Genomic DNA, 14,886 nt, shown 5'->3' with positions numbered 1-14,886 from the left:
AATTGACACAGCGCATCAGATATTATCTTTTCTTGAGAGATGTATTATTGTTAGCGCTTACAACTTTTGGAGGCCCTCAGGCTCACCTTGCTCATTTTCAAAAGATACTTGTTCAGAAAAGGAAATACCTTTCTGAAGAAGAGTTGATGGAGCTTAATTCACTATGCCAGATTTTGCCTGGCCCTGCTTCTACGCAGACGCTCACGGCTATCGGTTTTAGAATTGGAGGCCCTAACCTGGCTTACCTCACGCTTCTTGTTTGGATAATGCCCGCCGTTACCATCATGACTGCTGCAGCCATTGTTATGAGTAGCATTCAGGAAAAACACTGGTCTATAGAGTTTACTAAATTTATTCAGCCAATGGCAGTTGGTTTTGTAAGTTATGGCGCCTACATGATAAGTCTAAAAACGGTTACAACCAGAACTGGTGTAGTATTGATGGTAGTTGCAGCCGTGCTTTCTTATTTCATTCAAACCCCATTTATTTTTCCTATAATCATTCTTTGTGCCGGACTTATTACCGCATTGAAGTACAGGGCTCAACCTAAGGAGGAAAAGAAGAAATTAAATATAGACTGGTCTAACTTTTCTCTGTGGGCAGGTGTATTGATTTTTGCTGCGGTACTGGGAGGGGTAACTAAAGCTCTTCCTGTTAAATTGTTTGAAAACTTTTACCGCAACGGAAGTCTTATCTTTGGTGGAGGCCAGGTACTGGCGCCGCTGCTGTACACTGAATTTGTTGAGGCTCAAAACGAACCAGACACCGATAGCAAGGTTCTCGAGTTGAAGTCAAAAATTAAAAGGCAGTACGCCCCTAAACCCCTTCACCATCCAATCTCACACCACGAATTCCTTTCGGGCTATGCGGTAGCCCAGGCACTTCCGGGCCCAGTGTTTTCTTTCAGCGCTTACATTGGTGCACTTTCTGCCAGAGATTTCGGATTTGGCGGAGAGATACTTGGTGCATTTATGTCTGCAATGGGAATTTTCCTTCCTGGAACATTCTTGATATTTTTCGTAATTCGTTTCTGGGAGAACTTTAAACAGTATCGCGCTGTGAGGGCTTCGCTCGAAGGCATTACTGCAGCGAGTGCCGGGTTAGTTGCAGCTTCTGCTATTATTTTATTTCAACCTCTGGAAAATACATTCTTGAACTTTAGTGTTACGATTGCCACCTTTTGTCTACTGGTTTTTACAAAGGTACCTTCACCGCTTATTATTCTGGGTGGTTTAATTATGGGTTTCCTGGTTCGATAGCAAATAACGTGAGGGTAAGGTTCAGTTATTTCCTTCCTCCGTAAAAGAGCGTAAGGAAAAGAGTTGGATATATAGAGTAGTTTTTAGCTGTAGGAACAAGGATTACTTTATTAGCGTAGGCATCGAGTAGAAAGCCTGCCTCAAAACCTGTTACCTGGTTTTTAGTGGTACCTAATTCAAAATTTAATGCAGCTTTTAAATTAGCACCAAGCTGAAGTTTAGATTCGCCAAGACCTTCAAACAAACGACCAGGCCCATAAATCGAGCTAGGGTCTATACTTGAATTATATTGTTCTCTGATTGTAACAAAACCACCGTCTGAAGCATGTTCTACATAATACGGTGCTACCACACCTATAGTCGGGCCAATAGCAGTTACAGCTTTTATTTCAACTCCTTGTTGGGGAGCTTTCTTAAAAAGGATGAGATCGCGACCATATTGCAATCTTACTGCATACAAGTAGTTACTTTTTCCGTAGATGTAGAAGTTGCCAGTTTGATTAGAGTTTTGTCTTACCTCCTGAGGATGTTTTACGTTCATCAATTCGAGCCCAAAAGTTTCAAGAACTTTATCACTGAGCTTGTGTGCCTTCTTGAATACAAAACCACCAATTAAACCACCATACGTATTTTTATTGATACCCCAGGTAAACTCGGATTGGTATTCATAACTGTCTTGTGTTTGAGCAAACGAGCAGAAGACTACGATCTGGAGAGCGATTAATAAGCCGGAAAATTTGTAAAGTCCCTTCATCCTGTCGGTAAACTTAAGTCTAAATTTAAACTTTATCTGGGGAGTTCAAAACATAACGTAAAAACTTATTCCAAAAGCTTTTGAAGCGTAGATTTTTTTAGCAAACTCAATCTAGTGCTCGTGGAGGCTATTTTACGCGATTTATTTTAAGTCCCTTGCAGATATCAGGATACCTTTTCCTTTACTTTTTTCTTGATCTGGTCATATTCAATCTCAAAGTGTGACAAATCCAAGACAGATTGCCCTTTTGAGATGACTAGTACCTGTGGAGATTCATGTTGAATGCCAAATTGGTCTGCAATAAGATTTGAGATCTGGCGGTAAGAGAGCAGGTCGAGAAAGAAAGGCTTTATATCTGTCATCTCATGCTGATTCCAGTTTCTTTCAAGCCTGTCTAAAGCCATGCGGCTTGTAGAACAACGCGTGCTGTGTTTGAATATCAGAATAGGTGTATTTTCTGACATTTTCTTGATTTCTTCTAATTGTCCGGGGTTTGTAAGCTCAATCCAGTTCATAATTCTTTAATCATACCACAAACCAGCCTCACCTTTGTCATACCTTGGTTTTTTGCCTTTTTCTTTCAGGTGATCGGGCTGTGTTTCGTTTTTCTTAAATAAACGCGCCCACCATAGCTTTAAGTTCGTTGCGGCATCTTTTTCCTCAGCTACATTGTTTTTGTTGATTTTGACGAACCGGGCATCGGGATGTAATTCACGATTTTTATCAAACAATCTAAATTTCTGCATGCGAATATTGCCCTGGTAATCAGTAGCACGTGCAAATGCCTTACCTGGTTCACGAACTTTCAAAGTAAATTCATTACTGCTTCTATTATGAATGTATTTGTATTGCTTCACCTTAACCTGTAATTCACCTGCCTGTTGCGTTGTCTTTGTAGGCTGTAATTTTAATAAAGCAAGTTCTGCAGAATTAGGGTTTTTAACATAACGCCTTCTTGCAACCTTGTTTTGCAGGCCTGCTGTCGCAATGGTAGCTTCTGTTGGTTTCAATTTTTTCAATGCCAATTCAGATGAATTTGGGTTAATAATGTAACGTCTTGTTCGTACTTTAGTCTGCAGGCCACCGGTTGCAAGTGCTGCCTGGGAAGGTTTGAGTTTCTTAAGTGCTAATTCGGATGAATTATCATTTGTAACGTAGCTTCTCCGGCCTACCTTAGTTTGAAGACCACCTGCTGCAATTGTACTCTCAGTAGGCTTTAATTTCTTTAGTGCCAGTTCAGCTGAATTATCGTTCTTCACGTAAGGCCTTCTGGCTACTTTTACCTGTAGGCCACCCTCCTGATATACCGGTTTTGAAGGACGTCTTTTGGCCATTGCTTCTTCTGCGGCATTGGGATTTTTAATGTAGGCCTTTTTGAACCTTGAGATTCTGATGTCACCACCAAATTTTCCTCCCCGCTGTGTTCCCTCACCAGGCATCCTCACCTCAATGGGCTTTTCTTTGTTGTTCCAGAGTTTGCCACTCACACTGCCCCCTCCTTTATCAGGTCTTCTATTTTTAATATTCCCCTGGAAATCGCCAACCTTGTCGGCTCCTACGCCAGGCACTCGCCCCAACAACGGTTTTTCCTTGTTGTTCCAAAGTTGACCGCTTACGCTTCCTCCTCCTTTATCCGGCCTCTGTGTTTTTATATTCCCCTGAAAGTTTCCAACATGCTCAGCGCCTCTGCCGGGAACTCTTCCATGGACAGGAGATCCGTTATTATTCCAAAGCTTGCCACTCACACTTCCTCCACCTTTGCCTGGTCTTTTTGATTTAATATTGCCCTGAAAGCCTCCTATTTTGTCGGCACCAATTCCAGGGGTTCTACCATTTAATGGCGTTTCCTTGTTGTTCCAAAGCCTTCCGCTAACACTTCCGCCACCTTTTAAGGGTCGTCCGCCTCTTAAGTTCCCCTTAAACCCTCCTATTCCATTCGCTCCTATTCCCGGTCTCGTGCCTGGAATTGCTCTTCCTGCTCTTGTTTTACCCAGATTTGAAGCGCTTCTTATGCCAGGGCCTACTCGTTTGCCTGCGGTGTCGTGCTTCGGTTTCTTAATACCTCTGATTGATCTCCCGGCAATGTCTCCCTGCCATGCTCTTTCACCTGGTTTCGTTCTCGATGAATATCCTCCCGACGCAGGTCCTCTATAAGGCCGATCTTGTCTTATCCCGGTTTTTATCCTTCTAGGCTGATTAATAAGACCAGGTCTAGGCGTTTCATAATTTCTTGTTCTCAGGGGTTTCCCAGCAATGTCTCCTGTATAAGCCCTTTCGCTTCTACGTTTTGGCCTTGGAAATTGTGCCCAGGTATTGGTGCTTCTTCTGGCAATAAATGAACCTGATGCTGAACGCGGTGTAACCTTTCTTTTTTTGCCTCTGGGGTTCCCCTGACTTCTGACAGCGCTTGCTCCAGAAAAGATGGATTTATTGGAACGTGATCGCACTCCTGCGTGGGGTCTTCCTGAGGAAGTTCTTACCGATGTGCCTGATGGCGGATAGGGATTAGAGGAGCTGCGGGCTCTCGAAGAATAATTTCTGAATCTTCCATTTCGTTCACTTCCTACTGCAGTTCGGCCTTTGCCCGATCTTGATAATTTTTTGCCTCGGCTTATGACAGAAATAGTAGGTCTTTTTGTCTCGAAGTTTTTGGTTCTCAGTTTTCTGCCAGCAATATCTCTTGTGTAAGCTTTCTCAGCACGCTGACGTGGCCTGGAATAATGAGCCATCACATTGGTACTTTTTCTAGCGGTAAAAGACCTGGAGGCAGAACGTGGTGTAACTCTGATTTTTCTACCTGGAGGTTTTTCTGGAGTTTGAAGCTTTTCTAAACGCGCTAAAGTACTCCTGTTGGAGACTGGCTTTTGTTCGCTTTTGGGCTTCCTGGAATTGTTATGGACGAAGCGATGATCATTTTGGCGGAAAACATTACTGGTTTTGCCACTTGCTGATTCGGGTCTTACACGCCTGCCAGAACGCACAGGTTTTTGTCTATCGGAAGGTTCACTACTCCGGATGTTACCCATTGGTTTCCCGGCTTGTTCTCCTCCCTTACCCTGTTTACGCGGCTTGTAAGATTTTAAGTAGGTAGTTCTCTTTTTGTCCTGTTTTCTTTTGACAGACTTATTCTTCTTATCAGATTTGCTAAAACGTGCTCCCCTATCATTCTGAGGTCTGTCTCCTTTTGAATTTTGTGCCCATGAAGTATTGACCAGCAAAAGCAGCAAAATAGCCAGGCCAGCAATCTTCATAAAGGTTTTGAACATAGCGGAGATATAACGTTTATTTCCCCTCAAAAATATACAGGGAAACAGGCTAAGATAATTAAAATTTAAGTAACTCTTCAATACGTGACTTTACCCTGCCTTTTGGAAGAAAATTCTGTTCTAAAGTAGGGGCAAAAGGTATGGGAGTATCCAGGCCGGCTTCCCTTAAAACTGGGGCATCAAGATATTTAAAACAGTGCTCGCTGATCCAGGCACTGATTTCTGCTCCTATACCTCCTGTTAAAATATCCTCATGTAAAATCAATACACGATTAGTCTTTTTAACTGTAGCCTCAACCGCTTCCTTATCCCAGGGCAATAACGTTCTCAGGTCTAATATATCCGCGGTTACATCAGGCAGGGAGGCCATAATTTCCTGCGCCCAATGAACACCCATTCCGTAGGTAATTATTGAAAGATCAGAGCCCTCAGCGATAAGGTTGGCTTTGCCAATTTCAACTGTATAATAGTCAGCGGGAATAACATCTTTCACAGAGCGATATAAAAACTTATGCTCGAAGTACAGGTAAGGATTCGGGTCTTCCAATGCAGCACATAAAAGGCCTTTGGCGTCATAAGGATTGGAAGGATAAACAATCTTTAACCCAGGGGTATGGAAAAACCACGCTTCATTACTCTGCGAGTGATAAGGACCTGCTGCAGTTCCGGCCCCAGTTGGCATTCGTACTACAACATCTGCGTGTTGACCCCACCTCCAATGTGCTTTGGCAAGATTGTTTACAATCTGATTGAAGCCTTCTGTAACAAAATCTGCAAACTGCATTTCAACCATGGCCTTCATGTTCTTTATGGAGAGCCCCAGTGAAGCACCTACGATGGCAGATTCACATAGCGGTGTATTGCGTACTCTTTCTTTCCCAAACCTACTTACGAATCCGTCTGTGATCTTGAAAACTCCACCGTACTCAGCTATGTCCTGCCCCATCAGTACAAGGTTATCAAAGCGGTCCATGCTTTGACGAAGGCCATCGCTGATGGCATCTATAAATCGCTTTTCTGTTTTCTTATCGCTTATGGGTTTAGTGACAACCTGGTTGTGGGGGGCATGAACATCAGCAATTTCCAGAGCAGTATCTGCGTTGGGATAGGGCTCTTCAAAAGCAATTTGTAATCCTGATTCAATTTCTGCTTTAATCTTATTTCGTAGTGATTCAATAAATGCCTTGTCAATTACACCTTGTTCAACAAGATATTTTTCGTAGTTCTCAAGAGGATCTTTCCTGGCCCATTCATCCATTAATTGTTGAGGAACGTATTTGGTACCTGAGGCTTCTTCATGTCCGCGCATGCGAAAGGTTCTGCATTCTACAAGTACTGGTCTTGGTTCTTTTCTTAATGATTCTGCAAGCCTTGTTATTGTATCATAAACTTCAAGCACGTTGTTTCCGTCAATGCTTACTGCCTCTATTCCGTAACCTATTCCTTTATCAGCAAAACTTGCACACCGGAACTGCTCAGCGCTTGGCGTAGATAATCCATAACCATTGTTTTCGATAATAAAGATGAGCGGAAGATCCCATACGGCAGCAACATTTACACCTTCATGAAAATCGCCTTCACTGGTGCCGCCATCGCCATTAAAGACTGCTGTAACTTTATTTTCCTTTTTAAGTTTGGAAGCCAAGGCAATGCCATCAGCGACACCATTTTGAGGCCCAAGGTGAGAGATCATTCCTACAATGTGGTACTCGTTTGTGCCAAAATGAAAGGAGCGATCGCGGCCTTTTGTATATCCCATCATCGTTCCTTGCCACTGAGCAAACAATCTTTCAAAAGGCATCTTCCGTGACGTGAACACCCCCAAATTCCGATGCATCGGCAGTATGTATTCATCCTCATGCAGCGCTAATGTTAATCCTACGGAAATAGCTTCTTGGCCAATGCCGCTAAACCACTTGCTAATCTTGTTTTGCCGCAGAAGGATGAGCATTTTTTCTTCAATCATCCTGGGTCTCACCAGGCCCTCATATAATTCCTGAAGTACCTGATTACTATACTGTTTGCGATTAAAATTCATAGGTGTAATAAACCATGTGCAAGTTATAAATGTTAGTAATAGGTTGTTTCGGTGGCTCCGGTATTTAAAGTACCGGCTTGCAGAATTTAGATATCAAGAAAATCTCATTTACTTTGGAGCCATATGATAAAGTTTGAAGAATTTACGACGGGTAATGGGTTAAGGGTGATTGTGCACGAAGACCACACGGTTCAGATAGCCGTATTAAATATTCTGTACGATGTAGGCTCGCGGGATGAAAATCCTGATAAAACGGGTTTTGCTCATTTATTTGAGCACCTGATGTTCGGGGGGTCGGTGAACATTCCAAATTATGACGAACCTCTGCAGATGGTGGGCGGTGAGAACAATGCCTTTACAAATACAGACATTACGAACTATTATCTGACGGTTCCTGCTGCAAATCTTGAAACTGGCTTTTGGCTTGAGTCTGATAGAATGCTGAGTCTTTCTTTTGATCCTGAAGTGCTGGAAGTTCAAAGAAAGGTTGTTATTGAAGAATTTAAACAACGCTATTTAAATCAGCCTTACGGCGACGTATGGTTAAAGCTGAGGCCTTTAACTTATAAAGTTCACCCGTATCAATGGGCAACCATTGGTAAAGAGATCAGTCATATTGAAAATGCTACTATGGATGATGTTCGGAACTTCTTTTTCGAACATTACAATCCTTCAAACGCTATTCTTGTTGTCGCGGGTAATGTGACCGTTGATCAAGTAAAGAAACTTACGCAAAAGTGGTTTGGCGACATTTCTTCCGGGAAGAAAAAACACAGAATACTGCCGGAAGAACCTCGTCAGCAACAGAAGCGCGTGCTCGAAGTAGAAGCTGATGTACCGGCAAGTGCATTATATAAATCATACCATATGCCTGGCCGTTTTCACCAGGATTATTACGCGATAGATCTGCTTAGCGATGTGTTGAGCCGTGGCTACTCGAGCAGATTATATCAGAAGCTTGTAAAGGAAAAAGAGATCTTCACTTCTATATCTTCTTTTGTGATGGGAACCATTGATCCTGGATTGCTGGTAATTAATGGCCGAGTTAAAAACGGTATTGATCTTAAAGACGCAGAAGCCGAAGTTGATGCTATACTTAAAGACGTTGTGGCTAATGGTGTCGAGGAGGAGGAGTTGGAGAAAGTGAAGAATCAGGCCTATTCAACATTGGAATTTGGTGAAGTTGAGGTGATGAACAGGGCAATGAACCTGGCTTTCGCCAAACTTTCAGGAAATGCAGATCTTGTTAACCAGGAAGGCCCGCAGATAAAAGCCGTGACTACTGAGGATATTAAACGAGTAGCTGCAGATGTCTTACAAGACGCAAATGCAAGTGTGATGTATTACCAAGCGAAAAATAACTAGCTTTTCTTTATACTTTATACTTATGAAAATTCGTGTAGGCATGGGTTTCGATGTACACCAGTTAGAAGAAGGTCGCGATTTCTATTTAGGGGGGATCAAGCTTCCTTCAGGAAAGGGAGCGGTGGGGCATTCAGATGCAGATGTATTAATCCATGCTATATGTGATGCGCTTCTTGGTGCTGCAAACATGAGGGATATCGGCTTTCATTTTTCAAATAAAGATGATCGCTGGAAGGGAATGGACAGTAAGTTCTTTTTGAAAACGGTAACGGAAATGCTTTCGAAAGAAGGTTGGCAGATAGAGAATGTTGATTGCACTATTACCCTGGAAAAGCCAAAGGTAAATCCGCACATTGAAGAGATGAAGAAGATACTTGCACCATTAATGAATGTGACGGAAGGTGACGTATCCATTAAGGCAACCACCAATGAAACGTTGGGCTACGTAGGCAGACAGGAGGGTGTAAATGCTTATGCTGTGGCGTTGATCAGTAAGAAGTAAATGGAGTAGAATTCTATCTATAAAAAGAACAACTACATTGGATGATATAAAATTTATTGTTACCGCAGATGGTTCTAACTCCTTGCTTAACGTACAGCTTAATGAAACCTATCACTCGCAGCATGGGGCCATTCAGGAGTCGAACCATGTTTTTATAAACAATGGATTTCATCACCTTTTAAATAAGATAGATCAAAAACAGTTACGGATCTTTGAAGTGGGCTTTGGGACCGGACTGAATGCCTTGTTAACCCTACAGCAAGTAGTTAAATCGGCGATTGAAGTTAAATATACTTCTATTGAAGCTTTTCCGCTTGAAAGGTCCATCTGGGAAAAGCTAAATTATGCCGAAGTGCCAGGACTTTATGAATATTTCCATAAGATCCACGCCTGTGCATGGAATGAAGACATTGAGATCGTACCTCAATTTAAATTGAAAAAGCTAAGTGCTTTTCTTGAGCAGACAGTACTGCAGCCAGAAAGCTATGACCTGGTTTATTTTGATGCCTTTGCACCCAATAAACAGCGTGAAATGTGGGCACCTGCCATTCTAGAAAAGGTAGCTGCATCTTTAGCTTATAATGGCGTATTTGTAACTTATTGCGCCAAAGGACAACTGAAGCGCGACTTAAAAAGTATTGGTTTAGAGGTAGAAACCTTACCGGGCCCTCCGGGCAAAAAGGAAATGGTACGGGCTACAAAGCGCACATTATAACAAGAACGAGATCGTATTTCCTCTAGATAATGCTGCCAGAATAGCAGCTTTAATCGACTTTTGTTCCTCTAACCTGGCTCCGTCCTAGCTTCGCCCTAAGTTTTGAGTACTCCCTCGATTGCTAAATCAGGACAAAGTGGCAGCTATGAGCAATATTCTCACAAAAGCGTCTCAAATAGAAGCTGGACTATTTGAAATGAAACCTTACAAAGGCATTAGAATTCTGCGACCTTGCAATCGTTAACGTTTTTTATTTTTAATACTATTCTGCCGAAAATGTAAAAAATATGGAAAAATTCGGGCTTGCTTAGGTCCTATCAAATATTTCAGGTGCATCTTTCGTAAATTCAGAAATTAATTTGGTCAGAAATGGCCATTTACCTTACGCCACCAGAAGTTAAAAGATGAAAAAAACAACAACCAGCCGCAGTTTGTACACGCCAGAGCTAGAGCACGATGCTTGTGGAATCGGGTTTATAGCCAACATTAACGGAACCAGGACCAATTCTGTTTTGCGCGATGCACTTTCAATGTTAGAGAATATGGAGCATCGCGGAGGCAGAGGATGCAATGCTAAAACAGGAGATGGAGCAGGTGTTCTTATTCAATTACCCCATGAATTTTTATGTGAGGAAGCAGCTCGCCTTGGATTCGAACTTCCTGCCAGCGGGAAATACGGAGTAGGTATGGTATTCTTCCCACGTGATAAGAAAGTAACTAATGCTTGCCGTGAAGTTCTCAAGAAGAACATTACGGCGTTGGGTTTGGAGCTGATTGGTTACAGGGGTGTACCTGTAGATCATAGTGTACCAGGGCCGGGTGCGGCTGAAGTAGAGCCGAACATTGAACAGGTATTTGTTAAATCAAAAAATGATGAGATAACAGATGATGCGTTGGAGCGCAAACTTTTTGTTCTCAGAAATTATACATCTCACAAAGTTTGCAAAGAGGTAAAAGGAAGTAATAAAGAATTTTACATCACAAGCTTTTCAACAAAAACCATAGTCTATAAGGGACAATTACGCACGGAGCAGTTACGAAAATATTTCTTCGATCTTCAGGATCCGAGATTACGCACTGCCATTGCGTTAGTTCACTCACGCTTTTCAACCAATACTTTCCCTAACTGGAAACTTGCGCAGCCTTTCCGTTATGTGGCCCATAATGGTGAAATTAATACCATTCGTGGTAACGTAAATAAAATGAAGTCAAAAGAAGCCATGTTCAAATCCTCCTTGTTTACAGATGAGGAAATGAAAATGCTTCTGCCTATTACAGTAGCGGATGGTTCTGATTCAGCCAATCTTGATGCAATGATCGAGATGCTGGTGCTTGCAGGAAGAAGTATACCACACGTAATGATGATGCTTGTGCCTGAAGCATGGCAGGATAACAAGCTGATGGATCCGCACAGGAAGGCATTCTATAAGTACCATGCTTCAATGATGGAGCCATGGGATGGACCTGCGGCATTGGTGTTTACAGATGGTGTACGTATTGGTGCAACACTTGATAGAAATGGTCTTCGGCCCCTGCGTTATTACATTACCCGTTCTGGAAAGATTGTAATGGCATCAGAGGCAGGAGCGCTTCCGGTTGATCCGAAAGATATTCTTGAGAAGGGCCGTATTACTCCAGGTAAGATGATGCTTGTAGACCTTGAACAAGGTAAAGTACTTGACGACGAAAAAGTAAAACGCAGTGTATATGAAGGTAAACCTTACTACAACTGGATTATTCAAAATCGTTTAAAGTTAAGACTTGAGCCTGAGCAAGAATGGTATGAGGAGAGTTTTGACGACAAGACATTAAACCAGAGACAGAATGCCTATGGTTATTCTGCTGAGGATATTCGTACCATTATCACACCAATGGCAGAGAAAGGATATGAAGCCATTGGGTCTATGGGTGATGATACACCACTTGCTGTGTTATCAAAAGAGAGCAGACATATCTCGAATTATTTTAAACAACATTTTGCTCAAGTAAGTAATCCACCTATCGATCCTATTCGCGAGCGATTGGTAATGTCTCTTTTTACAAGAATAGGACAGAGCTTAAACGTATTGGAAGAAACACCACAGCATACAGCGCAGATTCACATCTCTCAGCCTGTGCTTCTTAATGCTGATTTAGAGAAACTAAAGCATCTTCCTGCTCATGGTTATGAATATGCAATTATTCGATGCGTGTTTCAGGCTGATGGTCAGCCGGGAAGACTTGAAGAAAGTCTGAACAGAATTTGCAGTGAGGCAGAGAAAGCAATTCGTGCAGGAAAGAAAATTATTGTGCTCTCTGATAAAAAGATAAGTCCTGATTATGCACCAATTCCTTCCTTGTTATCAATAGGTGCTGTGCATCATTACCTGGTGGAGAAAAGAATAAGAACACAGGCAGGTTTACTGGTAGAGGCTGGCGATGTTTGGGAAGTTCATCATTTTGCGACCATTATTGGTTATGGTGCAAGTGCTATTAATCCATATATGGCATTAGAGACTATTCATTCTCTTAACAAGCAGGGCTTGCTTAGCAAAACACCGATGACTGATGAGCAGGCGTGGGCTAATTACCAAAAGGCAATTGGTAACGGATTGCTAAAGGTCATGTCAAAGATGGGTATCAGTACGCTTCAGTCTTACCAATCTGCGCAGATATTTGAGGCATTAGGTTTGGGAAGCGAAGTAATAGAGAAATGCTTTAAAGGTACGATAAGCCGTATTGAAGGTTTGTCATTCGATGACCTTGCACGTGAAGTTCTTGTTCGTCATCAACTCGCTTACAAGCATGAAAGTTCTCCGTTGCAAGTTGGTGGAATTTATCAATGGAAGCGAAGGGGTGAGAAACACTTGTTTAGCCCGGATGTAATACACTTGTTACAGCATGCGTCGAAGACAAGAAATTATCAGACCTTTAAAAAGTATACTGAAAAGATTAACAATCAGACAAGAGATGCATTTACTTTAAGAGGTCTGCTTGAATTCAAAAAACGTCATTCTATTTCGATTGATGAAGTAGAACCAGTAGAAGAGATCTTTAAACGCTTTGCTACGGGCGCCATGTCATTCGGTTCTATATCTCATGAAGCACATAGCACCCTTGCAATTGCCATGAACAGAATAGGAGGCAAGAGCAATAGCGGTGAAGGTGGTGAGGATGAAATTCGTTTTGAGAAGAAAGCGAATGGCGACTGGGAGCGTTCGGCCATAAAACAGGTGGCGTCTGGAAGATTTGGTGTAACAAGCCATTATCTTTCTAATGCCGATGAACTTCAAATTAAGATGGCACAGGGAGCAAAGCCAGGTGAAGGCGGCCAGCTTCCAGGTCATAAAGTAGATGAATGGATTGGTAGGGTACGTCACTCAACACCGGGTGTTGGTTTGATTTCGCCTCCTCCTCATCATGATATCTATTCTATTGAAGACTTGGCTCAGCTTATCTTTGATTTAAAGAATGCCAATCGTCAGGCGCGCATCAACGTAAAACTTGTATCACAAGCTGGTGTAGGTACCGTTGCTGCGGGTGTTGCAAAAGCAAAAGCAGATGCAATTCTCATCTCTGGTGCTGATGGAGGCACAGGAGCGTCTCCGATTAGCTCTATGCGCCATGCAGGGTTGCCTTGGGAACTCGGCCTTGCGGAAGCACACCAGACATTGGTTAAAAATAATTTAAGAAGCCGTGTAGTGCTTCAGACTGACGGCCAGATTCGTACAGGAAGAGATATTGCAATCGCTGCTTTACTTGGTGCTGAAGAATGGGGTGTTGCAACAGCAGCACTTGTTGTTGAAGGTTGTATTATGATGCGCAAGTGTCATTTAAATACATGTCCTGTGGGTATTGCTACTCAAGATTCTGAGTTAAGAAAACTTTTCACAGGTAACCCGGAAGATGTTGTTAACTTCTTCCATCTGTTAGCACAAGACCTGCGCGAGATTATGGCAGAGCTTGGATTCAGAACTGTAAATGAAATGATAGGACGTACGGATGTATTACGTCTCCGTACAAATATCGATCATTGGAAGATTAAAAAACTTGACCTTTCTCCAATTCTTCATAGAGAACCACCACGCGAACACATTGGTGTATACAAGCAGATAGAGCAGGATTTTGAGCTTGAGAAAGTTCTTGATTGGAAACTTATTGAGGCTGCTAAGCCTGCACTGGAAGAAGGAGAACTGGTACAAAACAGATTCATCATTCGTAATACAGATCGTTCTGTAGGTGCACTCCTTTCTAACGAGATCTCTAAGAAATACAGAGCTGCCGGATTACCACCAGATACAATTCACTTCAATTTTAAAGGCTCGGCAGGACAAAGCTTTGGAGCTTTTGTAGCGCCTGGTGTTACGTTTGAACTTGAAGGTGAGGCTAACGATTACTTTGGAAAAGGATTATCAGGAGGAAGACTTATTGTTTATCCTGACAGAGAAGCAACGTTTAAACCAGAAGATAATATCATTATCGGTAATGTGGCGTTCTATGGTGCTACTTCCGGCGAAGCTTTTATCCGCGGGCAAGCAGGAGAGCGTTTCTGCGTGCGTAACTCCGGAGTAAAGGCTGTAGTTGAAGGCGTTGGGGATCACGCTTGTGAATATATGACTGGTGGACGCGTAGTAGTGCTTGGTAAAACAGGAAGAAATTTCGCCGCAGGTATGAGTGGTGGTATTGCTTATGTTTTTGATACAGAACATGCACTTGAGCGTCTTTGCAATAAAGACATGGTTGAGCTAGAAACATTAACTGACGAAGACAAGGCAGAAGTAAAGGCTTTGGTGGAACGCCACTTCCATTATACTGGAAGTGACCCTGCTGAATGGATCCTTGAGAACTGGGAAGTAGCGTCTGAGTTGTTTGTAAAAGTAATGCCGCAGGATTACAAGGCTGTGCTTCAAAAACAAAAAGAAGCTGCCAGCGCATTGAAGCTAGAAACAGCTACAGTATTGAAATAAAGCAAGCGGAGTTCAGTTAAATTAAACACGTACTAAACAAC

9 protein-coding genes are annotated in these 14,886 nt (G+C 42.4%); 5 read left to right on the top strand and 4 right to left on the bottom strand.

Going from position 1 to position 14,886, the window contains the following annotated elements; genetic code table 11:
• Nucleotides 1–2: 2 nt before the first annotated feature.
• On the top strand, nucleotides 3–1,259 hold the full coding sequence (locus tag KK060_RS05055) for a chromate transporter (protein ID WP_254152607.1): 1,257 nt from the start codon (nucleotides 3–5) through the stop codon (nucleotides 1,257–1,259).
• A 25-nt stretch (nucleotides 1,260–1,284) separates the two neighbouring features.
• Here KK060_RS05055 and KK060_RS05050 read toward each other — a convergent pair whose 3' ends face one another.
• From KK060_RS05050 to KK060_RS05035, 4 genes are all read right to left on the bottom strand, one after another.
• On the bottom strand, nucleotides 1,285–2,013 hold the full coding sequence (locus KK060_RS05050; RefSeq protein WP_254152606.1) for a hypothetical protein: 729 nt from the start codon (nucleotides 2,011–2,013) through the stop codon (nucleotides 1,285–1,287).
• A 164-nt stretch (nucleotides 2,014–2,177) separates the two neighbouring features.
• Nucleotides 2,178–2,528, bottom strand: coding sequence for a bacillithiol system redox-active protein YtxJ (ytxJ, locus tag KK060_RS05045; protein WP_254152605.1), 351 nt, complete (start codon nucleotides 2,526–2,528; stop codon nucleotides 2,178–2,180).
• Nucleotides 2,529–2,534: 6 nt separating this feature from the next.
• On the bottom strand, nucleotides 2,535–5,279 hold the full coding sequence (locus KK060_RS05040; RefSeq protein WP_254152604.1) for a hypothetical protein: 2,745 nt from the start codon (nucleotides 5,277–5,279) through the stop codon (nucleotides 2,535–2,537).
• A gap of 58 nt (nucleotides 5,280–5,337) precedes the next feature.
• Nucleotides 5,338–7,317: an alpha-ketoacid dehydrogenase subunit alpha/beta gene (locus KK060_RS05035; RefSeq protein WP_254152603.1), complete on the bottom strand. Its 1,980-nt coding sequence runs from the start codon at nucleotides 7,315–7,317 to the stop codon at nucleotides 5,338–5,340.
• 123 nt (nucleotides 7,318–7,440) lie between these two features.
• On the opposite strand from KK060_RS05035, the gene KK060_RS05030 reads away from it, so the two are divergent.
• The 4 genes from KK060_RS05030 (at nucleotide 7,441) to gltB (ending at nucleotide 14,845) form a co-directional block, all read left to right on the top strand.
• A complete protein-coding gene (locus tag KK060_RS05030; RefSeq protein ID WP_254152602.1) occupies nucleotides 7,441–8,682 on the top strand; it encodes a M16 family metallopeptidase in 1,242 nt (413 codons plus the stop codon).
• A gap of 22 nt (nucleotides 8,683–8,704) precedes the next feature.
• Nucleotides 8,705–9,184 (top strand): 2-C-methyl-D-erythritol 2,4-cyclodiphosphate synthase, encoded by a 480-nt coding sequence (gene ispF, locus KK060_RS05025; RefSeq protein WP_254152601.1) that lies wholly within the window; start codon nucleotides 8,705–8,707, stop codon nucleotides 9,182–9,184.
• Nucleotides 9,185–9,221: 37 nt separating this feature from the next.
• Nucleotides 9,222–9,899, top strand: a complete 678-nt coding sequence (mnmC2, locus tag KK060_RS05020; protein ID WP_254152600.1) for a tRNA (5-methylaminomethyl-2-thiouridine)(34)-methyltransferase MnmC2 — start codon at nucleotides 9,222–9,224, stop codon at nucleotides 9,897–9,899.
• Between the two features lie 404 nt (nucleotides 9,900–10,303).
• Nucleotides 10,304–14,845 carry a glutamate synthase large subunit gene (gene gltB / locus KK060_RS05015; protein WP_254152599.1) on the top strand — a complete coding sequence of 1,514 codons (4,542 nt, stop codon included), beginning with the start codon at nucleotides 10,304–10,306 and terminating at the stop codon, nucleotides 14,843–14,845.
• The last annotated feature ends 41 nt before the right edge of the window (nucleotides 14,846–14,886 follow it).

It is taken from the genome of Chryseosolibacter indicum (assembly GCF_018598585.1).
Lineage (GTDB): Bacteria > Bacteroidota > Bacteroidia > Cytophagales > Cyclobacteriaceae > Chryseosolibacter > Chryseosolibacter indicus.
Note: the sequence above shows the minus strand (reverse complement) of the source record. Positions and strands in the feature narration are given on the sequence as shown.